Source organism: Commensalibacter sp. A3DC (assembly GCF_047307945.1).
In the GTDB taxonomy this organism is placed as follows: Bacteria; Pseudomonadota; Alphaproteobacteria; order Acetobacterales; family Acetobacteraceae; genus Commensalibacter; species Commensalibacter melissae.
The window spans coordinates 1-24,350 of sequence record NZ_JAXOQA010000013.1; the positions used below are offsets into that span (position 1 = coordinate 1).

22 protein-coding genes are annotated in these 24,350 nt (G+C 37.9%); 10 read left to right on the forward strand and 12 right to left on the reverse strand.

Annotated elements, in window-relative coordinates; genetic code table 11:
- Positions 1–165: 165 nt before the first annotated feature.
- Positions 166–1,812, reverse strand: a complete 1,647-nt coding sequence (gene groL / locus U0839_RS02695) for a chaperonin GroEL (protein WP_110438196.1) — start codon at positions 1,810–1,812, stop codon at positions 166–168.
- A 69-nt stretch (positions 1,813–1,881) separates the two neighbouring features.
- Complete coding sequence (gene groES, locus U0839_RS02700; protein WP_110438197.1) at positions 1,882–2,172, reverse strand: co-chaperone GroES; 291 nt, start codon at positions 2,170–2,172, stop codon at positions 1,882–1,884.
- A gap of 339 nt (positions 2,173–2,511) precedes the next feature.
- Here groES and U0839_RS02705 point away from each other — a divergent pair, with 339 nt between their 5' ends.
- From U0839_RS02705 to U0839_RS02715, 3 genes are all read left to right on the forward strand, one after another.
- The gene (locus U0839_RS02705; RefSeq protein ID WP_122123737.1) at positions 2,512–3,099 is read left to right on the forward strand and encodes a TetR/AcrR family transcriptional regulator; all 588 of its coding nucleotides are present in this window, start codon (positions 2,512–2,514) and stop codon (positions 3,097–3,099) included.
- Between the two features lie 70 nt (positions 3,100–3,169).
- Complete coding sequence (locus tag U0839_RS02710; protein WP_413550023.1) at positions 3,170–4,255, forward strand: alkene reductase; 1,086 nt, start codon at positions 3,170–3,172, stop codon at positions 4,253–4,255.
- A gap of 111 nt (positions 4,256–4,366) precedes the next feature.
- Positions 4,367–5,458, forward strand: coding sequence for an alkene reductase (locus U0839_RS02715; RefSeq protein ID WP_155565615.1), 1,092 nt, complete (start codon positions 4,367–4,369; stop codon positions 5,456–5,458).
- Between the two features lie 55 nt (positions 5,459–5,513).
- Here U0839_RS02715 and U0839_RS02720 read toward each other — a convergent pair whose 3' ends face one another.
- Genes U0839_RS02720 through U0839_RS02730 form a run of 3 tightly spaced genes read right to left on the reverse strand, consistent with a single transcriptional unit; the run spans position 5,514 to position 8,449 of the window.
- Entirely contained in the window at positions 5,514–6,407 is an 894-nt protein-coding gene (locus U0839_RS02720; protein WP_413550024.1) for an S-methyl-5'-thioadenosine phosphorylase, read from the reverse strand.
- Entirely contained in the window at positions 6,394–7,191 is a 798-nt protein-coding gene (locus U0839_RS02725) for a cytochrome c1 (protein WP_196424857.1), read from the reverse strand. Before U0839_RS02725 ends, U0839_RS02720 begins: the two co-directional genes overlap by 14 nt.
- Positions 7,192–7,207: 16 nt before the next feature.
- Positions 7,208–8,449, reverse strand: a complete 1,242-nt coding sequence (locus tag U0839_RS02730; protein WP_155565618.1) for a cytochrome b — start codon at positions 8,447–8,449, stop codon at positions 7,208–7,210.
- Between the two features lie 180 nt (positions 8,450–8,629).
- Here U0839_RS02730 and U0839_RS02735 point away from each other — a divergent pair, with 180 nt between their 5' ends.
- A complete protein-coding gene (locus tag U0839_RS02735; protein WP_110438204.1) occupies positions 8,630–9,697 on the forward strand; it encodes a hypothetical protein in 1,068 nt (355 codons plus the stop codon).
- 8 nt (positions 9,698–9,705) lie between these two features.
- On the opposite strand, the gene U0839_RS02740 is transcribed toward U0839_RS02735, so the two are convergent.
- From U0839_RS02740 to U0839_RS02760, 5 genes are all read right to left on the reverse strand, one after another.
- Positions 9,706–10,194: a Smr/MutS family protein gene (locus U0839_RS02740; RefSeq protein ID WP_155565619.1), complete on the reverse strand. Its 489-nt coding sequence runs from the start codon at positions 10,192–10,194 to the stop codon at positions 9,706–9,708.
- A gap of 220 nt (positions 10,195–10,414) precedes the next feature.
- Positions 10,415–11,833, reverse strand: coding sequence for a cytochrome-c peroxidase (locus tag U0839_RS02745; protein WP_155565620.1), 1,419 nt, complete (start codon positions 11,831–11,833; stop codon positions 10,415–10,417).
- Between the two features lie 102 nt (positions 11,834–11,935).
- Positions 11,936–12,757 (reverse strand): DNA-methyltransferase, encoded by an 822-nt coding sequence (locus U0839_RS02750; RefSeq protein WP_347400635.1) that lies wholly within the window; start codon positions 12,755–12,757, stop codon positions 11,936–11,938.
- Positions 12,758–12,803: 46 nt separating this feature from the next.
- Entirely contained in the window at positions 12,804–14,003 is a 1,200-nt protein-coding gene (locus U0839_RS02755; RefSeq protein WP_413550026.1) for a murein transglycosylase A, read from the reverse strand.
- A gap of 16 nt (positions 14,004–14,019) precedes the next feature.
- Positions 14,020–14,724 carry a Tim44/TimA family putative adaptor protein gene (locus tag U0839_RS02760; RefSeq protein ID WP_155565622.1) on the reverse strand — a complete coding sequence of 235 codons (705 nt, stop codon included), beginning with the start codon at positions 14,722–14,724 and terminating at the stop codon, positions 14,020–14,022.
- 233 nt (positions 14,725–14,957) lie between these two features.
- Here U0839_RS02760 and secB point away from each other — a divergent pair, with 233 nt between their 5' ends.
- On the forward strand, positions 14,958–15,482 hold the full coding sequence (secB, locus tag U0839_RS02765; RefSeq protein WP_413550027.1) for a protein-export chaperone SecB: 525 nt from the start codon (positions 14,958–14,960) through the stop codon (positions 15,480–15,482).
- Between the two features lie 14 nt (positions 15,483–15,496).
- Here secB and U0839_RS02770 read toward each other — a convergent pair whose 3' ends face one another.
- On the reverse strand, positions 15,497–16,228 hold the full coding sequence (locus U0839_RS02770) for a uroporphyrinogen-III synthase (RefSeq protein ID WP_413550029.1): 732 nt from the start codon (positions 16,226–16,228) through the stop codon (positions 15,497–15,499).
- 2 nt (positions 16,229–16,230) lie between these two features.
- Positions 16,231–17,301, reverse strand: coding sequence for a hydroxymethylbilane synthase (gene hemC, locus U0839_RS02775; RefSeq protein ID WP_198195673.1), 1,071 nt, complete (start codon positions 17,299–17,301; stop codon positions 16,231–16,233).
- 58 nt (positions 17,302–17,359) lie between these two features.
- On the opposite strand from hemC, the gene tsaD reads away from it, so the two are divergent.
- The 5 genes from tsaD to mutS all read left to right on the forward strand — a co-directional run bounded on the left by tsaD (position 17,360) and on the right by mutS (position 24,312).
- Entirely contained in the window at positions 17,360–18,460 is a 1,101-nt protein-coding gene (gene tsaD / locus U0839_RS02780; protein ID WP_413550031.1) for a tRNA (adenosine(37)-N6)-threonylcarbamoyltransferase complex transferase subunit TsaD, read from the forward strand.
- Between the two features lie 29 nt (positions 18,461–18,489).
- Positions 18,490–19,452 carry an NAD(P)H-dependent glycerol-3-phosphate dehydrogenase gene (locus tag U0839_RS02785; protein ID WP_122123752.1) on the forward strand — a complete coding sequence of 321 codons (963 nt, stop codon included), beginning with the start codon at positions 18,490–18,492 and terminating at the stop codon, positions 19,450–19,452.
- Between the two features lie 87 nt (positions 19,453–19,539).
- On the forward strand, positions 19,540–20,028 hold the full coding sequence (locus tag U0839_RS02790; RefSeq protein ID WP_110438214.1) for a glutathione peroxidase: 489 nt from the start codon (positions 19,540–19,542) through the stop codon (positions 20,026–20,028).
- A 60-nt stretch (positions 20,029–20,088) separates the two neighbouring features.
- Complete coding sequence (murJ, locus tag U0839_RS02795) at positions 20,089–21,642, forward strand: murein biosynthesis integral membrane protein MurJ (RefSeq protein WP_413550034.1); 1,554 nt, start codon at positions 20,089–20,091, stop codon at positions 21,640–21,642.
- A 27-nt stretch (positions 21,643–21,669) separates the two neighbouring features.
- Positions 21,670–24,312, forward strand: a complete 2,643-nt coding sequence (gene mutS / locus U0839_RS02800) for a DNA mismatch repair protein MutS (protein ID WP_155565629.1) — start codon at positions 21,670–21,672, stop codon at positions 24,310–24,312.
- Positions 24,313–24,350: the final 38 nt, after the last annotated feature.

Here is a 24,350-nt window from a genome sequence, read left to right on the forward strand (position 1 = left end):
TTACAATATTATTCAAGACTATTTAATATGGTTAATTTAATAATTACTACTTCATAATTGTGACCAAATATTCACATATATAAAAAGGTTACTGCCATTATTGGCAGTAACCTTTCAGGATAAGATAATTATTTAGTTATTATCCTTTGTGCAATAAGGGAGAAATTAGAAATCCATTCCACCCATACCGCCCATGCCACCCATACCTGCAGGCATTTCAGGAGCTTTTTTCTCTGGACGTTCTGCAACCATCGCTTCAGTTGTAATCAACAGACCGGCTACAGAAGCCGCATCTTGTAAAGCGCTACGAACAACCTTTGTCGGATCAATGATACCGGCCTGAACGAGATCCTTATATTCTCCAACCTGAGCATCAAAACCGAAATTATATGAGTCATTTTCAAGAACTTTACCAGCGATAACCGCACCGTCTTCACCAGCATTTTCAACAATTTGGCGTAATGGGGTTTGCAATGCCTTGCGAACAATATCAACACCAACACGTTGATCATCATTTTCGTGAGTATGATTGGAAAGTCTTAAGGATGCACGTGCCAATGCGGTACCACCACCTGGAACAATACCTTCCTCAACTGCTGCACGAGTTGCATGAAGAGCATCATCCACACGATCACGACGTTCCTTAACTTCCACCTCTGTAGATCCACCAACGCGGATAACAGCAACACCACCTGCTAATTTAGCAAGACGTTCCTGTAATTTCTCACGATCATAATCTGAGGTTGTCTCTTCAATCTGAGCACGGATTTGGTTACAACGTCCCTTGATTTGATCAACGTCACCAGTACCTTCAACGATTGTTGTGTTTTCCTTATCGATATGAACTTTTTTAGCGTTACCAAGCATTTTAATTGTAACGTTTTCAAGTTTAATGCCGATATCTTCACTTACAACCTGACCACCGGTTAAAATGGCAATATCTTCAAGCATTGCCTTGCGACGATCACCAAAACCAGGCGCTTTCACAGCAGCAATTTTTAAGCCACCACGCAACTTGTTAACAACCAAGGTTGCCAATGCCTCACCATCAACATCTTCAGCAATAATCAACAACGGACGACCGCTTTGAACAACACTTTCCAACAAAGGCAACATTGGCTGTAAAGATGAAAGCTTCTTTTCATGGATCAAGATTAAAGGATTATCAAGATCAGCGGTCATTTTTTCTGCGTTTGTAACGAAATATGGAGAAATATAACCACGATCAAATTGCATTCCCTCAACAACGTCGAGTTCTGTTTGCAACCCTTTGGCTTCCTCAACAGTGATAACGCCCTCTTTGCCAACTTTTTCCATGGCTTTGCTGATCATATCACCAATTTCTTTTTCACCATTTGCAGAAATGGTTCCAACCTGAGCAATTTCGGATTGGGTAGAAATTTTCTTTGTTTTTGCCTTCAATTCTTCAACAACGATTGAAACCGCCTTATCAATCCCGCGTTTCAGATCCATAGGATTCATACCGGCAGCAACCGATTTTAACCCCTCACGAACAATCGCTTGAGCTAAAACTGTGGCGGTTGTTGTTCCGTCACCGGCAACATCATTGGTTTTTGAAGCAACCTCGCGAACCATCTGGGCGCCCATATTCTCAAACTTGTCAGCAAGCTCGATTTCTTTTGCAACAGATACACCGTCCTTGGTAATACGGGGCGCACCAAAGCTTTTATCAAGAACAACGTTACGTCCTTTTGGACCCAAGGTTACCTTAACTGCATCAGCCAGAATATCAACACCACGTAACATACGTTGACGTGCATCAGCACCAAATCTTACATCTTTGGCTGCCATAATCTTAATCTCCTACAAGAAATTCTTAAAAAAAAAGTCAAAATCAAAAGCTAATGAAAAAATTGCGGATTAACCTACAATTCCCATAATATCGCTTTCTTTCATAATCAAAAGCTCTTCGCCATTTAATTTGACTTCGGTCCCAGACCATTTACCGAATAAAACTTTATCACCTTTTTTAACATCCAGAGGAACAATTTGTCCCTGCTCATTACGAGCTCCCGGACCTACGGCAATGACTTCGCCTTCTTGAGGTTTTTCTTTTGCTGTATCTGGAATGATAATTCCACCGACAGTTTTTTCTTCGCTGTTTAGCCGACGAACGACTACACGGTCATGTAATGGACGAAAATTCGTCATTTGGATCGCTCCATAATTTCTATATAATGCCCTTAATCAAAGCAGCATTATGGGTTTTAACTACGCGCGTTTTTGCCGCGTTACTCCAAATATTACAGTGGCATTATTGCCACTTATATTTGGTTTTAAGGTAACCATAATCATGTACAATGTCAACTAAATTTAATTCCTATGCACAGATATAAGTTACTTAAATTTTATCGATTGATTTATTGTGTATAATTACAATATATTTTAAAGAATAATACTTATTAAGTAAGTTGCTTACAAAAGATTTTATCACATAACATAACGTGCTTTCAGACTTAAATCTCTTTTTCCGTAACCTCATATCGTCTTATGAATGCTAAAAATAAAAAAAATCTTCTTTTGAAAATTGGTCAGGAATTTTTTGCAAGCCAAGGTTTTACAAATGTTGGTTTAGCTGAAATTCTCAAACAAGCAAATATTCCCAAAGGCTCATTCTATTATTATTTCAATTCCAAGGAAGATTACGGCGTTCAGGTCATTGATCACTATATTGACAATTATATAATGGCTCTTCAGTCCTTACTTAAGTCTTCTTCACTTTCAGGAAAAGATCGTCTACTTAAATATTGGGAAAAATGGCAATTTTCACAATGCGACAATAATTTTGAGGGACATTGTCTTATCGTTAAATTAAGTTCTGAGGTGACGGATTATTCCGAACCGATGCGTAAGGCATTCTGTAGAGGAACCGACCGGATATTATCCCTTATCGCACAAATTATTGCCATAGGCCAAAAAGATAATTCCATTCACAATCAGGCTGACAATTTTTTTATAGCTCAACAACTATATCAACAATGGTTGGGGGCAAGTTTAATGGTGAAAATACAAAAACGGTCTACAGCATTTACTATCGCTCTCCATTTCACAAACTTTCTTCTTGACAATAATATTTAATTTTTCATAGATTAATAGACGACCGGTCTACTATTTTTTAAAAATATAATTATTAGTGAGGTTTACCACTATGCCTATTCTATTTGATCCCATTCAGTTGGGCGCAATAAAAGCTTCCAACCGTATCATCATGGCTCCTATGTCACGTTCAAGAGCGACAAAAGATCACATTCCCACCCCTATGATGATTGAATATTATCGTCAAAGGGCAACAGCTGGCTTGATCATTTCCGAGGGTACAGGAATTTCACAAGAGGGAATGGGATTTCCCTACGCTCCTGGTATATGGAATAAGGAACAGGTTGAAGCTTGGAAACCCATAACCCGGGCTGTTCATGATGAAGGCGGTAAAATTATTTGCCAATTGTGGCATATGGGACGCACAGTTCATTCTTCATTTTATCCATCTCCCATTTCTGCATCAGCAACCACAGCGCCAAGTCATGCACATACTTATGATGGGAAGAAACCCTATGTTCAGGCAAGGGCTTTACCTGTTGATGAAATTCCAAGATTACTCAATGATTATGCCAAAGCGGCACAAAATGCGATGAACTCTGGTTTTGATGGTGTCCAGATTCATGCCGCAAATGGCTACCTGATTGATGAATTTTTACGTGACAGCAGTAATTTCCGTCAAGATGAATATGGCGGTTCAATTGAAAATCGCCTACGTCTACTAATCGAGATTACGCAAAGGGTTTGCCATGAGGTGGGTTCAGATCGAACATCTGTGCGTCTTTCTCCAAATGAACGTGTACAGGGTGTATTTGACAGTAATGCCAAAAGTCTTTTTATCGCTGCCAGCCAAGCGTTGAGTAGAGAAAAAATTAATTTCCTGGAAGTCAGGGAACCACAAATCGGCAATAAAGATAATTATGTGGAGAAAGATTTGACAGAAGCTGACTATCATCCACCGATTTTTCCTTCTATGCGGGAAAATTTCAAGGGTAATTTCGTTATTAATGGAACGTATAATGGTCAACTAGCCCAAAAAATTGTTAAAGCGGGACAAGCCGATGCAGTTTCTTTTGGCCGTCCTTTCATTTCCAATCCGGATTTGGTCGAAAAAATTAAAACGGGCAAACCCTTTGTCCCACATGATTCGTCCACTTGGTATACTCAGGATGAAAAAGGCTATATTGACTTCAAGTAAAATAATGAACGAATAGCCTTCCCGTATCTTTAATGATAATATCATTATGTTCATTTGCTTACGTCAATAGATAAAACTGACTTAACAAGATAATAACATTGGAAAAATTAAATGGTTACTTTATTTGACTCTATTCAATTGGGCGCAATAAAAGCATCTAACCGTATCATCATGGCACCCTTAACCCGGGGACGGGCCACAAAGGATCATATTCCAACTTCTTTAATGATAGAATATTATCGCCAAAGAGCCTCTGCAGGTCTGATCATTTCAGAAGGAACAGGAATTTCACAAGAGGGATTGGGATGGGCATATGCTCCAGGCATATGGAATAAACAGCAAGTTGAGGCATGGAAACCTATAACCCAGGCTGTTCATGATGAGGGGGGGCATATTATTTGTCAGTTATGGCATATGGGTCGAACCGTACATCCATCATTTTACCCTTCTCCTATTTCCGCATCAGCAACCACAGCTCCAAGATATGCACACACATATGAAGGAAAAAAGCCGTATGAAAAAGCGCGTGCATTACCCAAAGAGGAAATTCCCCGATTAATCAATGATTATATAAAAGCTGCAAATCATGCCATGGAAGCGGGATTTGACGGTGTACAAATACATGCCGCCAATGGATATTTGATTGATGAATTTTTAAGAGACAATTGCAATTTTAGAACGGATGAGTACGGCGGAAGTATTGAAAATAGAATCAGGCTACTAATTGAAATAACACATAATGTCTGCAAAACAGTGGGATCAGACAGAACATCAGTTAGACTTTCACCAAATGAGGAAATTCAAGGCGTTCATGACAGTAATCCCGAACCATTATTTATTGCCGCCTCAAAGGCTTTAAGTAAAGAAAATATTAATTTTTTGGAAGTGAGGGAACCACGACCAGGTGAAGACAATTTCGTCATGTCAACCCTTACAGATCAGGATTTCTATCCCCCTATCGCTCCCGCAATGAGGAAAAATTTTAAGGGAAATTTTGTTATTAATGGTTCCTATAATGGGCACTCTGCTCAAAAAATTATCAAGAACAATGAGGCGGATGCCGTTTCATTCGGCCGACCATTTATTTCCAATCCCGACCTTGTTCACAAAATTAAAAATGATATCCCCCTAAAACCATCTGATAGCAAAACCTGGTTCAGTCAGGGAAAAGAAGGTTATACGGATTATCCCGTTGCAAAATAATCCAAGCTCTACTCTGGTTTATAAAAATTGATCAGAGTAGATTTAAAAAATGAAATTATAAAACCCGACCAGCAATCGTTTTTAAACGTTCAACCAAAACAGGATCACGTTTTTCCGGTGCCGTTATCAATGCATAATCCAGGGCATGTTTACATTGACATTCACTGTTCCCCTGAGGTCTTTTCCCTAAAGCTGGAATAAATTTCTCAACCAAAGAGCTGGCATGTCTGGCATTTTGCTTCAGTATTCTGACAACAGCTTCAACGCTAACCGCATCATGTTCCTCATGCCAACAATCATAATCGGTAACCATAGCAATTGTCGCATAACAGATTTCTGCCTCTCGCGCCAAAGCTGCCTCTGGCATATTGGTCATACCAATAACCGACGCACCCCATGAACGATAAAGCTGACTTTCCGCCCGTGTTGAAAACTGGGGGCCTTCCATAACAAGATAGGTTCCCCCCTTGACAACTTTGATTTCTGATTGTTTTGCCTGTTCATACAGCATCTGACTCAATTTAGGACAAAATGGATCAGCCAGAGATACATGGGCAACCAATCCCTTTTCAAAAAAACTTTTGGTTCGTAAACGTGAACGGTCAATTAATTGATCCACCACAACAAATGTACCTGGGGACAATTCCTCTTTCAGGGAACCGACAGCAGAAACAGAAACAAGATCCGTAACACCTAGTTTTTTCATCGCTGCAATATTCGCCCGATAATTCACATCTGTTGGAGAATATACATGGCCCCGACCATGTCTCGGTAAGAATACACATGAAACACCATCAAGTGTGCCTTTTAATAACTGATCGGATGGCTTGCCCCAAGGCGTATCAACTTCCACCCACTGCTGATCACTCAAACCTGAAATATTATATAATCCCGAACCACCGATAACCCCAATGACTGGCTTATCATGAGTATGACTATTTATTGACATTTGACCACACTTTACGATTAATAAGAAATACAAGAATAACGATAAAAATCATATAAAGAAAAAGCATTATTCCCATACGATGACGTTCTGTCAAATGGGGATGTGCAGCCCAATTCAGAAAAATGACAACATCTCTTGCTTGTTGTTCAACAGTTGCTGGCGTGCCATCTTCATAATGAATATCTCCATCAGTCAAAGGAGGTTTCATCCCTATCTGGTGATGCGGTGCATAAAGATTATAATATGAGGCTTTATTGTCAAAATGAAAACCTGATGGTGCAGTTTCATAACCCAATAATAGAGCCATCACATAATCGGCCCCGTTTTTTCTGATCATCATGTAACGTGAAAAATCCGGCGGTATTTTACCGTTATTGGCTGTTTTCGCAATATTATCATTAAAGTACGGTTTTTTTAAATAATCAGTTACATTGGCTGAACGGTAATAATCCTGCCCTTGATTATCCTTGCCATCCATGACCTGATCCCTATGGGCAATTTTATCAATATGCTCAAGAGTCAATCCCATTTGCTGCAAATCAGCATAACGCATCACATTGATGGAGTGACATGAGGCACATTTTTGTCTATAAACCTGATAACCCCTTTGCACACTCGCATTGTCAAAATATCCTAATGAACCTTTAAAGCTCCACTCATAATGCGGTATAGTAATTTCATGATTTTTAATTAATTGATTTTTATCCGCTGCCCAGATTGTCATCATTGCCGTTATAAAAATCAGGATATTTAAGAAAAAACCTAGAACAATCTTCTTAACCATGCCCATAAATCGCGTCCTATTTATTATCACATAATGAAGAATCATGTAATTTACATCGAATTTCAAAACGGGCCGATAAGGGTAAAATCACTAAAAAATGGCAATAATAATACAATAATGAAAGACGTCCCATCCATATAAGTGAGTTAAATGTATGAAATTTTCCTACAATACCCAACATTACGAAAGCAATAACCAAAATAATCAATGATATACGGTAAATAGGTCTGTATCGTGCCGATTTAACAGGTGATGAGTCCAGCCACGGAACCAAGAATAGAAGAAAAATCGTTCCTGCTGATAAAACCATTCCCCCAAATTTATATGGTATTATTTGTAAAATTCCATAAAAAGGTAGGAAATACCATTCTGGAGCAATGGATGCTGGAGTTTCCAGTGGATTGGCTGGAATATAATTTTCACTATTCGTCAACAACCCTGGTTCAAAAAAAATCAAAATAACCATTATTAATCCGGAAACGCCTAGAACCAGCCCATCTTTTGCCACAAAATAAGGAAAGAAAGGAAGAACATTCTTTTTTGATGTAATATCGATTCCTTCAGGATTATTGGATTTTACATGATGCATGCAAATGATATGAAGAAAAACGATAAAACAGATTACAAACGCCATAACAAAATGAATTGTATAGTAACGATGTAATGTCAGTGCGTTTGGTATTTCCCCACCCATCAACCAACCGGACAAATTTTGTCCTATGATTGGAATGGATGAAATCGCTTGAATAACTACATTAGCAGCCCAGTAAGACATTTGCCCCCATGGCAATATATATCCAGCAAAAGCCGTTATCATTACAGAAACTGTCAAAATCATCCCCGAACACCAGACCAGCTCTCTTGGTGATTTATAAGAACCGTAATATAATCCCCTAAACAAATGCAAATATAGAAAAGCCAGAAACAAATTTGATCCTGCCATATGAATGGATCTAATTAACCAGCCGCTTGGCACCCTTCTTTCAATCATCTCTATTGATAGAAAAGCATGATAAGGCAAAGCCGTATAATATAAAGTTAAAAAAATCCCCGTCAGTAACATCAAGAATAAAATAACAGTTAAGGCAGCACCAAATGTCCACCAAATATTCAAATTCTTAGGCATTGGAAACTGAATGTATTCTTTCTGAATTACCGAAAAAAAGGGAAAACGTTTGTCCAGCCATAATTTAAAAGACTGTTTGTTCCTAACAGTTTTTTTTCTTTGCCCATTCTGGGATAAATTCAGATCACCCATGCCATTAACTTACTCAATAAAAAGCATACAAATTCTAAAAAATTATAAATAGTATAATAAATAACAATTTCGCCTTTATATTGCTACAATTCCATGTAAAATAAAACCAGTCATGTTTTTTATTAATGATTTACTTGTTTTTTCCTCTTAAAAAAATAATTTTCTATAAAGCAATCCTTCATGTCTTTATCGATATCCAGACGACATCTACTTAAATTTTTATCTCTGACAGGTATGACAACAGCTCTACCCTCATTGCCTATTAAGGCTAATGAAGTTTTATCAACGGTTGACCCTACTAAAGATGGTAAAGATGACTATTCACTTATCGTGGGTGGTACAAAAGAAAGTCGAATAGGTCAATTTTCCAGCACACTAGCAGATTTATTTAAACAGAATATCGAGAGTAACCCTTTGTTATCTCTGCAATTCACAACTGGTTATGATAGTGTAACAGCATCAAATTTATTCGATACAAGATTAACCCAAGACGGCTCGATCGCATTGATAACTTCTGGATCTGCCATTATCGCAGCCTTGGCCGCTGATCCGCGTGTTCATTTTGATTATCAACATTGGATACCTGTATTTTCAACCATCACTCCAATTATTGTCATATCGAGACAACCTTTTCACAACTCTATTCCTGATCTTTTAAAGAATAGAACAATGAAAGTGGGAGTCTCCACCCTTATTGGAAAAGAACTTCCAACATTATTGGGAATTGAACTTTTACAAATCAGTACTAAACCCGTAATCGGAATTACAACGTTATCAACTGGAATTGAAGCATTACGTAACCGAACAATAGATATATTACAGATAGATTCCCCTGAGGGGTTTGCAGAACTGCCAAAATTGTTGGCCGAGGGATTTCATATCTTTTTTTCATTTGATCAGGAATCCTCTTATAGCCCTTCTTTTTCCAGTCTCTACACGAAATTGCCCCATTATCGCACAGGCAACACATTATTTGAAATATGGCAAACCCTTGCCCTTGCAGCCAGAATTAATTTTGCCGTTTTCTTGCCCATGCTGACCCCTTCAGCGCTTGTTACAAAATGGCGTTTGAATTTCGAAAAAATCACTGATAATCCTTATTTTCAATCAATTGTACATGCCAACAATATTGTCACTCAAAATAGTTTAAAAACAATTGATAATTTTTCAAAATTGATCCCCTCTGCTACAGCAACTTTAGCATTGAGACGCTGGTTGTCATTGAAAATTTCCCAATGGGAAAATTGAAAAAAATTCTAACGCCTTTTTTTCAGTAGAATTCTAACCGCTCCATTATTCGTGGCAGACACATAGGAAGTTGCAAGTATCATTGAATGTATATAAGGACGATTTAACCAATGAGGTAATTCTCTTTTGAGTATACCACCACCTTGGGATAGATTTCCAACACCTGTTATAATTTCGATACATCTTATTTGTTGTCTATAGGCATTTAAAATAAAATTTTCCAAGGCTAAAAATGCATGATGTGCTGTAAAACCGTGTAAATCTAATCTCCATTGCGATTTTAACCCGCCATTCTGAAACTTCTTCCAGGTATTTTTATCCAGTCCGGGTTGTTTCTGTCCAATTGCCATGAAAGAATCATTTTTATTATCTAATTGATTCTTATGAGCTTTAAAAAGTTTATAATGCTGTATGAACAAGGAATTTTCATTCAGCACTATTTTCTTAATATTGTTCGTCTGTTTGAAATTATTTTTATTCGTTTGTTTTTGAGACATGAAAAATGAATCAAGATCATTTTTTATATATATTAATTTATCCCGTTTTGCAGATTTTTTAATTGAATATGTAAAATTATCCCATAATATTCGTTCCTCTTTACTAAGCTGTCTTTTTTTCAAAATAATCCTCTTTCATTTACCCTTTATCTTATCACAACAAAAAAACCTTTCACCCGTTTTAACAGGTGAAAGGTTAAACAAATAAACTAGCTTGAAATTATGGATTCATTTTATCAATAGATTGACCTTGATATTTTCCTGTTAATGATTTCAGGAATTCTACAATATCATCAACATCCTGATCTGGAATTTGATGATCAGGAGTTTGATATTTAACCATTTCAATTACAGCCTCTTTTAGGGTTTTCGCACTGCCATCATGAAAATAAGGCGCGGTCAAGGCAATATTGCGTAATAAGGGAATCTTAAAGAAGAAACGATCATTTTGATCATGTGTAAAATTAAATCGGCCAAAATCCGCATTTGTCAAGGCTTTGTTTAGACGATCCTGGAAAAAATCACGTTGCAGTCCCATTTTGGCAAAAGATGCTCCACCAACACCGACTCCATTATGGCAACTTGCGCAACCGATATTCTTAAAAACTTGATACCCATGTTTAGCCCGTTCACTAATCGCACTATCTATACCCTTCAAATACATATCAAAGGTACTGTCTGGAGTAATCAAGGTTTTTTCATATTCTGCAATCGCTTCTGTTATTGTTTTCTGGTCAATTACGGGGCTGTTATAGACATTCATGAAATCTTTTTCATATGAAGGGTCTTTACGTAATTTGTCAGCAACTTCCTCCCATTTTTTTGATCCCATTTCAATCGGGTTCATTACGGGTCCTGCAGCCTGTGCCATCAGATCGCTGGCTCTTCCGTCCCAAAACTGAGTGTGATTGAATACAGAATTATATACGGTGGGTACATTGATAGGACCTTTTTGACCATTAATCCCGGTTGCTGTTACAAGATTATCCACCCCGCCCTTTTTCAGATCATGGCATGAAGCACAGGTAAGGGTATTGTCACCAGACAAACGTTTTTCGAAAAACAGTTTTTCTCCCAGGGCAACCTTTTTGACATCGACCTCTAAAGATTCAGGAATAGGTTGAATGGGTTCATCAGCAAATTGTTCTGCCACACCTGATGTTGCGTAATTTTGTCTACGTTCACGCTTTATCCATTTAATCACGGTATCCCGTTGCTCAGCTGAAAGACGTGCATGCCAGTGCATTAACAAATACAGTGATGGCGGCATTAGATTTCGTTGCATTACGAATTCTATACGAGACAGGGAAACATTATCAACTGGCTCGCCTTTATTCATCGAATCAAGAACGGGTTCAAGATGAAAATTTTCCAGTCCCTTTGTGCGATCACTTTGCATCAACTGATTTGCCACAGGTATCTTGAAATAGAAAGGCATATCCACTTTTTGCGTATGACAGTAATCACAACGGGCTTCCCTTAAAACATTAAAAGCATCCATCGCCATTTTATCGTGACGCAATGGTGAACTATCTGACAAACTAGGAGCTGTAGAATGATCATAACGGGTTAAATACGTAACAACCCCTCCATAAACGATGGCAAAAACCACCAGAAGCATTAAAATAAGTTTTTTCATCCACTGTTTTCCAAACAATACATAACCTAGAATTTTTATAAATCTTTAGAATTTCAAAAAAAATATCAAGTTTTGAATTAATAATAAATCAGAATTTATCTTTTATTTGGTCAATACCGCTTTTTCCAACCTTTCTTTGGCAATTTTTACATAATTTTTATCAATATCCATTCCTATGGCCCTTCCCCCTTCATAATGAGCTGCCAATAAAGTAGTTCCTGTACCCATAAACGGATCCACTACAACTGGATTTTTTCTTCCATGCAACCTTAGACACATTTGGGGCAACGCAATTGGAAAAGTTCCAGGATGATTGAATTTTTCCGATTTTTTTCTAATCGTGTCATAGGGAATAAACCATACATCACCTCGACAACGTAAATCATACGTATGAGATCGTCTAGCAATATTGGACTTATCCTTATATGGAACCCCTACATTGAGACGATTTAACTGCACGATTCCAGTTTTCGTCAAATGGAATATATATTCATGATTGCGATGCAGAAATCGTTTGCTGACTACAGGTTTGAAATGACCGTAACTTTCCTCACCTATTGAAATAGACTTCACCCATTCTATGTGATTTTGCAATATGAAAATTTTTCTCAATCGGACAATCAGTTCAAATGGCAACCAAGGATTTGATGATGATCCGGCAATATTCAAAAAAAACGAAGCATCATCCTTCATGACTCTTTTAATTTCAAAACAGATTTTTTCAAGCCAATCGAGATATTCTGCCTCTCCCTTTTTATCCTGATAAGCGCTATAGACTATACCAAGGTTATATGGAGGAGAGGTAATAAAAACATCTACGGAACGGTCTTTCATTTTTTGCAAAACCGTTAAACAATCCCCCCTAATAATAGTATGCCTATCAACCCTGAAGCTGTATGGACGTAATAAAAGTTCCTGTTTTATTTGAACTTTGGTCTTTTTACGTAAAGACACCTAAAATCTCACTTGATTATCGCTTCACTGATGCAGGAACTGACTGATTGGAATGGGAAAACTGACGGGGCAACAAAAGATATATCTTTCCTTTTTCATTCATCAACCCCGCATACCATTCAGCGGTCTTACCCCATCCGGTGAATAGGTCCAGCCGGTTCATTCCATGAATATCCCCACCCAAGTCATGGGCAAAGACCATATGTTTCCATGACCTTTTATCCTGATGTCCAGGTTCAGGCATTAGGGTTTCAATCCATAAAGGACTACCCAACGGTATCCATTTTTTATCAACAGCAGCAGATCGACCTGCACTTAAACTAACATTAAAAGCACCTTTTGGTCCTTCATCAAGAATTTGATTATTTAAAATTTTAAAGAAAACGTAATTTTTATTTTCTTCCATCAGGGAGAGTGCTTGATCAGGATGGTTGAATAACCACATCCTCAATGAATAAATATTGATTGCATCAGAATTCATATATCCTTTATCAATAAGGATTTTTCCTAATGGTGTATAGGGTTGTCCATTCTTGCCGGCATAAGCCAGACGTAAAATTTTACCGTCCGGTAACAAAATCCGGCCTGATCCTTGAATTTGCATAAAAAACAGATCTGCCGAATTTTTTAACCATACAATTTCAAGATTTTTACCGTTTAATGCCCCTCTGTCAATTTCAGCACGTGTGTAGTAGGGAATAAATTGATTATTCTGCATGTGACCATACTGAATTTGACCATCAACAGTTTTACGCGCTTTCAGATCGTTGGGACGTGTATATACAGGTACTTGATAATTGCCTGTTTTTACAGTTGACCCTTCAATTTCTGGTTCATAATATCCTGTCACCTTTCCTTTCTGAATTCTATAGGAGTATTGATAAGGTTGCAGCCATTGTTCAAAAAAGTTTTTCACTTGTAGAGGTTGTTTGATATCAATCTGTTCCGCAGCAATACAAACTGGAATCCAATCCTTAGCCTGACTTCCTGGCAAACCGCTGACTCCCCCTAGATAAGTGGTAGATGGCAATTTTCTTATCTGCCTACAGGTTTGACGAAAAACTGTCAAAATTTGTGAGTGGTTTTCCTGATTCCATCCTTGTAATACCTGATAGGAAACCGGATAGAATTCTGACAGTTTTTCCTGACCTTCCTGTACACAAGCGGTCAGACATATCCCAAGGGATATCGATATTGCATGAACAAAGCGTTTCATAACAAGCCTATTAAATTCAAGTTCCTGTACGAGTTGATTTTAAACGCCAGGAAATATCCTGACCATTCATTCCTAATACACGTTCAAATAACCAGAAATCAATAAATTCCGTCACAGATTCCGTACCAACTACAGGTTCTTTCTTTTTATCAAATATACAATTCAATTGATCAGAAATGATCTTAACCTCAATCAATGCTTTTTTAGGATCAACTTCAGATTTAATTTCAGCTTTTGTTATAGCGATCGAACAAATTGCTTTGATTTCAATTTTCTGAATTTCGTGTGCCTCTTGACGTTTTTTTATAGCCCTTTCAAATGAAGAATAGGCATCTGATGTCAGCATTGACCTAAGACCATTTAAGTCTGCATTAGCAAATGCAGTTAGAATTTTACGAAATACTATTTCAGTACCTGCTACAAATTTTTGTGGAACAAAAGTTGAATCGAGCGCGCTAATTTTTTGTAAAGTTTGTCCTAATTCACTATTGGCAGCCGGTATTTCATAATTAACCTTGGGTACAGGTGCTACTGCTGGCTGTACGGGTTTATTTTTTGTATTTGATAAAAAAGCTGGTGCTTTAACTGTCAAGGAAATGGCTTCATGTTTCTCAAATCCAGTTTTTTTCCCTAATACGCTTCGCAAACGGAGAATCAGAAAAATCGCTATCAAGGAAAATATTATAATATCTATGGGAATATCACCTACAGAAAAATCCATCTTTTAACCTGTTAACTTGAACCTATATTGAAGTTATTTACTATATTCTTTTATGATCATTTAAAATATTAAAAACAAATTATTTTTTTTAATTATTTCAATTTTTAAAATGCATCTTGTTTTTTTATTATAAGTTTAATTAGTATAAATCGTTTTATTTAATGATAAAATTTATGTTATATGAAAATTTAAAAATTTTTTAAATTAAGAATAAAGAATATACAGAGAATATAATGACTGACTCAACAAATACGGTATCGAGCAATCAAACAAAAGGAACACCCCCTTCCCTTCCATTAACCCTTAATATCCAGTTTACAAAAGATCTTTCATTTGAAGTCCCTCACGGAGCTGCCATTTTCGCAAGTTTGCAAGAGGCTCCTCAAATATCGGTTTCAATTGACACAAATGCCAACCGATTAAATGAAAACGGAGTTTATGAGGTCAGTTTAAAAATTAAAATTGACGCTGTAGAGGCACAAAAACAAAATGAAGGTGCCAGTCGCACAATTTTTATTGCGGAACTTATCTACTGTGCTGTTGTAACCCTCAATAATCCGCCAGAAGAATTGATTGAACCCATTCTTCTTGTCGAAGTTCCTCGTTTGATTTTCCCTTATGCACGCAATATTATAAGTGAAGTTACACGAGATGGAGGGTTTCCCCCCGTTGTTCTACAACCCATAGATTTTGTTTCTTTATGGCAAAATAAACAACAACAGGCAGCCCAAACACATACCGAGGCAGGTCATGCATAATTTTGAGCATGCTATCACTTTATAAGATAAAGCATGGATTCAGTAGAGGGATGATCCGCAACGACAATCCCTTTCCACTGAAAATTCTCCAATACCTTTTTCACTTTTTCACTTATTGCAATAGCATAAATTTGGTTAAGCAAATATCTATACTCTTCATATAGAAGATCCTTAAAAAACTGGGCTGTTTCCGAAGAGAAAAATAGAATTGTATTAATTTCCCCCTGTTTGAGTTTCTCAATAAAAGAAAAAGGTATAAAATCTTTTCGTCTGGTTTCGTACACTTCTTCCACAATCATTTTGAAACCAGAATTTTGTAAATTGGAAATCAATTGTTTTCCCTGCCCTTTTCCTACAGGAAACAATAAACCGCCTTGTTTGGGAAACAATTCCCTTTGAATTAAATCATTCAAAGCGTTCGAATCTTTGTGCGCACTTTGAACCTTTTCAAAACCAGCAATTTTAGCATCATGCGCAGTTATATCGCCAACAGCAAAAACAGGGATATCCCTATATCTTATATCTTGCCGAATAAATAATTTTACCGTAGAAATGATAGCTTGGCGACTTGTAAACAAAATAGCCTGAATTTGATCAATATTGGTAAATTCAACAGACAATTGATTAACATTCATCAAGGGTAAGGCTAATGTTTTCCATCCCAATTTCTGAACCTTTAAAATCGTTTCACTCAACCCTGGTTCTGGCCGAGTTATTACAACATAATTTTTTTGCTTGTCACCCAATTTCAAGACTCAAAAATATCATTCGGGCTATCTTTACGCAATTGTTTACCTAACTCATGACCGATCAATTCAGCTTCTTCCAGGGTTCCTATAACATCTTTTTTGATTAAAAAAGAACCGTCTTCTCTTGCAACCAATCCCGTTAAATGCAACCGTTCTTCCTGACCCGGAAAAGAAACAACCCTTGCATACCCGCCAATTGGTGTTCGACAAGATCCATCAAGCTCAGCCAGCAAGGCACGTTCAGCGCTGGATACCGCCTTTGCCTCCCTATTTTCAATTGCCGAAAGCATCTCAAGCAATTCTGTGTCCTTTTCTCTAACTGTGATTCCAACAATACCTTGACCAGCCGCTGGAACCATAATTGAGGGATCAATCAAAACATCAATTCGATGTTCCATATCCAGTCTTTGCAATCCTGCAGCAGCGAGAAGAGTTGCATCAAATTGTTTTGAGGTAATTTTGTCCAAACGTGTCTGAATATTACCCCTCAACAATCCAAATTTCAAATCAGGTCTATAATGCAGCAATTGAGCTTGGCGTCGTACAGAAGAAGACCCAATCAACGCGCCTTTTGGTAAAACATCAAATGGATTTTTAGAATCAATGGGTTGATATTCACTTCTAACAATTAAAGCATCCCTCGCATCTTGTCTTTTTAGCGTACATGCCAAAACAAGACCTTTGGGCAGGTCTGTTTCTAGATCTTTAAGGCTATGGACAGCAAAATCAATATTCCCTTCCAACAGCTGTTCATGAATTTCCTTGGCAAATAATCCCTTGCCACCGATTTCAGCCAAACGTCGATCCTGTATGCGATCTCCTGAAGTATGAATTTGAAATTCCTGAAACGCCCCAATCTGACGTAATAAAGGGCAGAATTGTGTCAATAATGTGAGAAAATTGCGAGTCTGGACCAAGGCCAAAGGAGAACCCCTGGTTCCTACTCGCAGGGGCAGTCCTCTTTTTCCATGGGCTTTAATATAGTTTGCTTTCTGTAATTCCGCAGCCTTGGCGGCAACCCGTTGTAAATTGGGATTTGAAGCAATATGTACTATGTTTTTGATATCCATAAAAATATACTTTATCTATATTTATGCTCATATTCTCTTTAAAAGAAAAATATTCATTATGATATCCATACACCAAACACGTATAAAAACAAATAACTGCTTTAAAATTCTGGCTATTGAATCTTCTTGTGATGATACAGCATGCGCAATCATTCGTTCGGACGGAATGGTTTTGGGAGAAAAGGTTCATTCACAAAAGGAACATGTTCATTTTGGTGGTGTGGTACCAGAAATAGCTGCCCGTGCTCATATGCACCATCTTCCTTCTTTGGTAAATTCATTGTTGGATGAGGCAAAAGTTTCTTGGTGTCAAATTGATGCCATTGCCGCAACCTGCGGACCCGGTTTAATTGGTGGGGTGATTGTTGGCAGCAGTTTTGCAAAAGGTCTGGCACTTTCAAAAAAAATTCCCTTTATTGGTATCAATCACATCGAGGCTCATGCCCTTACCGTCCGTTTACCGGATATTTCAAGCAAGAAAATAGAATTTCCCTATCTATTATTTTTAACATCAGGTGGCCATTGTCAATGTATCTATGTTGACGATGTCGGTAAATATCAGCATTTGGGAGGTACTATTGATGATGCGGCTGGCGAGGCTTTTGATAAAGTTGCAAAAATGCTTGGACTTCCCTGGCCTGGTGGTCCAGCCCTTGAAGCCTTGGCAAAAGAGGGAAATGAAAATGCATTCATCATGCCTCATCCTTTATATGGCCGTGACGGATGTGACTTCTCATTTTCCGGACTTAAAACGGCAGTGGCTAATTTACTTGAACCCTATAAGGACTTATCTTGCTTGCCACGCTCTTTGGCAGCTGACATTGCGGCGAGTTTCCAGAAAACTATAACGGATACCATTGTCAACAGATTAGAGAATGCCATTCAAATGGCCCCTAAAACCAAAATTCTTGCGACAGCTGGTGGGGTTGCGGCCAACCAATATTTAAAGTTTCATCTAATGAGACTTGCCAGTCAATATAATATGGAATTTATAGCCCCTCCAATTCGTTATTGTACGGATAACGCAGTTATGATTGGATGGACAGCAATTGAAATTTTAAAAAAGACCATTACAAATAATTTTATTCCAAACGACATTGATTTGATACCTCGTCCACGTTGGCCTTTGTCTGAAATGAAGTCTCGTTTTGAACACTAAGTCTTTTATTATTTGAAGGATTATGAAACATGAAGAAATCAATTGCTGTCATTGGTGCCGGCGCTTGGGGAATAGCCCTTGCCATTCATGTTGCTCGTACAAATGCCAACGTATATTTATGGAGTAGAAAAGAGCTTCCCGATCCAAATACAAAAACACTTTCAAGATTAAAAAATTTCCCTTTACCAAATAATATTCAGGTTCATAATTCATTTCCAAAGAGGGCCGATCTTATTTTTTTGGCAGTACCTCTTCAATTTATCCGCTCCATTCTACCGAATATCAGTAGTTTACAATGTCCGATTATTGTCTGCTGCAAAGGTGTAGAACAGCAAACCCTTAAATTTCCATCAGAAATAATTGAAGAATTTGTGCCAAAACAGAATATTGCCATTTTGTCAGGCCCAAATTTTGCTCACGAAGTAGCAGCAAATTTACCAACAGCCAGTGTTATCGCGTCTGACAACATACAAATGGCCCAGGAAATTTCAGATGAAATTTCAACTTTTAATTTTCGTTTTTATAAAAATGATGATCCCATTGGTGTTCAAATTGGCGGTGCTGCAAAAAACATATTTGCAATTGCCGCAGGAGCGGCAATTGGGGCCGGTTTGGGGGAAAATGCCCGTGCCTCGCTAATAACCCGTGGTATTAGCGAACTCTCGAGACTCAGCCTCGGATTGGGAGGATCTCCCAGAACATTATCAGGATTGGCTGGATTGGGAGACATGATTTTGACATGCACGGGAACGTCATCTAGAAACTATTCATTAGGAATCGAGCTAGGTAATGGAAAAAAACTTGACGCCATCCTAAAGGAAAGAACTGTCGTGACAGAAGGCGTTACAACCACTCCCGCCTTGCTTAAAAGAGCACAAAACCATCATATTGACGTTCCAATTATTGAAACAGTCGCCGCCATATTAAGTGATAAAATCACCATTCATCAAGCAAAGGAAAGATTGATGTCCCGTCCCATTCCTTTCGAATAAATAAACATTTATATTTGAAATAATATTTAATATAATAAAAAAAATTTTAAAAATCTTGTCAACGAAACTGAATCCATAACATATATAATGACCACATCACTCTATGATTTAACTATATCCTCTTCTACAGGAGAAAGTATTAACCTTGGTAAATTTCAGGGTAAGCCTTTATTAATTATCAATACCGCGTCTCATTGTAAATTTACGCCTCAATATGAAGATTTACAGGATTTATGGCTTTATTTTAGAAATTGGGATTTGAATATTATCGCCATTCCTTCCGGTGATTTCGGCAATCAAGAGTTTGAAACAAATGAAGAAATCAGGAATTTTTGTCTTAAGCGTTATCATATTGATTTTATTCTGGCCCAAAAAAGCCATGTAAAGGGAAAACAGGCCATTCCACTTTTTCAATGGCTGAATAAGGCAGGGGGATATATATCAAAACCAAGATGGAATTTCTATAAATATATTATAAGCCGTCAGGGTAAGTTGTCATCTTGGTACTCATGTTTAACACGTCCTTCATCCAAGAGGTTTATTAATGCGGTTGAACGTGTAGCCTATGATTTATAAATCTGATAATAACTAAATAATATTGTTTTATAAAACACCTCCACCTTGGTAAAGGTTTCAATGTTTAAAAATCTTTTAACAGTCAGTGGATGGACCATGTTAAGCCGTCTTCTGGGACTGGTTCGGGATCAACTGCTTGCCGCCTTTCTTGGGGCCGGTTCTTTACAGGATGCCTATCAGGTTGCCTTTAGGTTACCAAACATGTTTCGCCGTTTATTTGGTGAAGGCGCTTTTAACGCCGCTTTTGTCCCCTTATTCACCCTAACTCTTGATAAGAAAAATATCAACGAGGCTAAGAAATTTGCAAATGAATCGTTCAATATTCTTATATTCATCTTGTTGATTTTCACCTTACTGGGTGAAATTTTTATGCCCCAACTGCTTCACATCATAGCTCCAGGTTTTACCACCGATAAAAATCGTTATCATGAAGCCATTATTTTAAGCCGTATCACCTTTCCCTATATGATCTTAATCTGTGGAGCAGCTTTATTGGCTGGTGTTTTGAACAGTTTACATCATTTCAGCATTGCCGCTGCTGCTTATGTCAGTTTTAATATATTTGGAATTGCCGCGCTGCTCTGGCTAACCCCTTTTATGCCAAACGCAGCATGGGCTGCAGCATGGGGTGTTACAATTTCAGGAGTGGCCCAGTTTGGCATTTTATGGTTAGCGGCAAGAAAAGCTGGGATCACTATCCTTTTCCATCGACCAAAATTAAGTCCAAGTATCAAAAAACTCTTTAGGAAGATGACCCCCGGCATTATTGGAAGTGGCATCACACAGATCAATTTAACCATTGATACAATCATCGCCACCTTGTTACCGACCGGTAGCGTTTCAGTCATGTATTTTGCTGACCGAATTAATCAGCTACCCCTTGGTGTTCTAGGGGCTGCTGCAGGAACAACCCTATTACCCCTATTGACAAAAGAGCTTAATACCGGAAATAAAGAAGCTGCCTTATCCATTCAAAATAAAACTCTTGATTATTGTTTGCTTTTGACACTGCCTGCAGCTTTTGGTTTATTTACCTTGGCCCCTCTTATAATTTCAACTTTATTTGGTCATGGTGCTTTTAATCTTGACGCTGTCTGTAAATCAGCTCAATCCTTACGGACCTATACAGTTGGCCTTCCAGCCTTTATCCTTATCAAGGTTTTATCTCCTGGTTTTTTTGCCCGTGGTGATACATCTACTCCTGTAAAAATCGGTATATTCACCCTTTTGTTGAATTTCATCCTGAATCTTATATTCATGTATCCTCTTGCCCATATGGGCCCCCCTCTGGCAAGCAGTATTGCGGCCATTGCTAATGTCGGGGCCCTTGCTTTCATTTTATGGAAGAAAGATGCGTTTTACCTACCAGTTTCTATAATAAAACGTATCATTTATATGCTTGTTGCCGCATTCATCATGAGTTTGAGCATATTTTTGACAGAAATGATTTTCTTTCAAAATATAATTAAAAATCCAATTTTATTTCGTATAATAGATCTCTCTATTTTAGTGTTAACAGGCGGAATTGTTTATGGAGGAATTCTTCACATTCTTGATATCATTGATTTGAATTCGACTTGCCTAAAAGTCAGACAAAGAATTTTAAAACAATAAATTAAAAAGCAATTTAAACAGGTATATATGACACTTCCTTCTGCAAAAGGTGCCACACCCGTAATGGCACAATGGTTTTCTCTTAAAAAAGAACATCCTGATGCCCTTCTTTTCTTTAGAATGGGTGATTTTTTTGAACTGTTCTTTCATGATGCAGAAGCGGCGGCAAATGCACTCGATATTGCCCTGACTGCTCGTGGTACCCATGCCGGACAGCCAATTCCCATGTGTGGTGTTCCCGTTGGTACTGCTGCAACCTATCTTGCTCGTCTCATCAAAAAAGGATTCAAGGTTGCCGTTGCAGAACAAACAGAAAGTCCAAAAAACAGAGGAAAAAATCAAAAAGGCCCGCTTTCAAGAGCTGTTATACGTTTAATCACTCCAGGAACCCTGACCGAAGATGAATTATTAAAAGCTTCTCAACCAAATTATATCCTTTGTATCATCCCTGACCTTAAAAAAAATTCCTCCAATCTGGGAGCGGCATGGATTGATATCTCAACAGGAATTTTTGAAACCAGCTATTTCAAATCCTTTCAATTAGATGATTTTTTAGCCCGTATCAATCCCTCTGAAATCTTGGCACCCAATCGTTTATATCTAAATTCGTATGAAAATCGCCAAACAATATTGAATGAAATCAATAATATCAAGATTGCTCAAAAACAACTTGCAAATTTATTCAATATCAACTCCTTATCCGCACTAGGTGATTTCAAAAATGAAGAAATTATTGCTGGATATGAACTGATCACCTATATTAGCCAAACACAAAATGGTAGAATTCCACAATTATCACGTCCTCAATCACAAAAATACGAATCAATCCTAGCTATTGATCCAGCAACGAGAAACAGTCTTGAAATTCTTGAAAATAATGCCGGCAACAACCAATTTACCCTATTTTCCAGCATTAACCGTGCCATTACGGCACCAGGTTCAAGAATGTTGGCGAATTGGCTGTCGTCACCCCTGACTGAAATCGATAAAATTGAAGCCCGACAAAAAGGATGGATTTATCTATATCAAAATACACAGCTTCTAACCCTTCTACACCAGACCCTGAAAGGTTCGCCAGACATTGCCCGCTCTCTGGGTCGAATTTCGGTCGGCAGAGGTTCTCCCCGTGATCTGGCATCCATACGAAACGGTTTGCATGTTGCCAGAAAAATAGCACAAATCTTGTCGAAATACGAAAAAAAAATTGATCGGACTCCACCTTATATCCATAAAATCAAGCATTATCTTTTATCAGGAAACATCCTTCTTGAAAATTTAACCAAAGCCTTGATGGAAAATCCTCCCCTTAAACTGGAAGAGGGTTCAATTATCAAAGAGGGTTATGATGAAAAGCTTGACACTTACCGTCATCTTCATCAGCAAAGCCGGCAAATAATTATTGATTTGCAACAAAAATACTGCAAAAAATATGATATCACCACATTAAAGATTCGATTTAGCAACCAATTGGGATATATCATTGAGCTCAGTCGTACTGCAGCCGCAAAATTAAAAGATTGTCCAGAACTGATTTTAAGACAGGGAACAGTTAATCTTGCACGTTATACAACCGACGAATTAAATATCTTAAATACAAAGATCCTTGAATCTTCCTCCATTTCTGCAGAATATGAAAAGATGCTTTTTGATAAGCTGATTGAGGAAACGTTACGGGAAAGGGATTTGCCGCTTCTGGCAAACGCCATTGCCGTCATTGATGTTTTACAGGCATGTGCGACGCTTTATTCCTCGCAAGAATGGTGTGTACCAACTTTAACCAATGATACACGCTTCACACTTAAAAACGCACGCCATCCAGTTGTTGAGGCCGCGTTACAAAAACCTGATAAGTTTACACCCAACTCCTGCAATTTATCCAACAATAAAAGGGTTATGCTGCTTACAGGTCCTAACATGGCCGGAAAATCAACATTCCTAAGACAAGTCGCCCTAAACGTCATTCTTGCACAAAGTGGTTTGCCCTTACCTGCAACAAATGCCGAAATTGGAATTGTCGATCGCCTGTTCTCAAGGGTGGGTGCCTCTGATGACCTTGCCAATGGCCGATCAACCTTTATGGTTGAAATGACCGAGGCAGCTTCAATTCTAAATCAGGCTGGTCCCCGTTCTCTTGTTGTAATTGATGAAATAGGAAGAGGAACTTCAACCCTGGATGGATTGGCCATCGCCTGGGCTATATTAGAAACCTTGCATAATACGATACAATGTCGTACAATTTTCGCCACACATTTTCATGAATTATCACAATTGACCCATCATTTGCCATTTATACAAAATTTTACCATGAAAATTAAAGAATGGAAAGGTTCCATAATTTTCCAATATGAGGTAGTGCCTGGCGCAGCCGAACATAGTTGGGGTATTCATGTCGCACAGTTAGCAGGAGTTCCAACAACAACGTTAAACAGGGCAAAATCGGTTTTACAAACTCTTGAAACGCAACAGTATGGTTCCCAAATCTCACTCCCTCTATCAGACACTGATGCAACGGTTGGAAATCAGGATCATTCCCAGGGAAATTTTGATACTGAAAAACGAAAAATGCTTAATGAAATAGAAACTGCCCTTATGGAAATCAATCCGGATCAAATCACTCCAATAAATGCCATAAATATTCTTTATAAACTAAAAAAAGTTATTGATAGATGATGATTTTTTTTTAATTATTATCTGTAAATGCCCTTTAT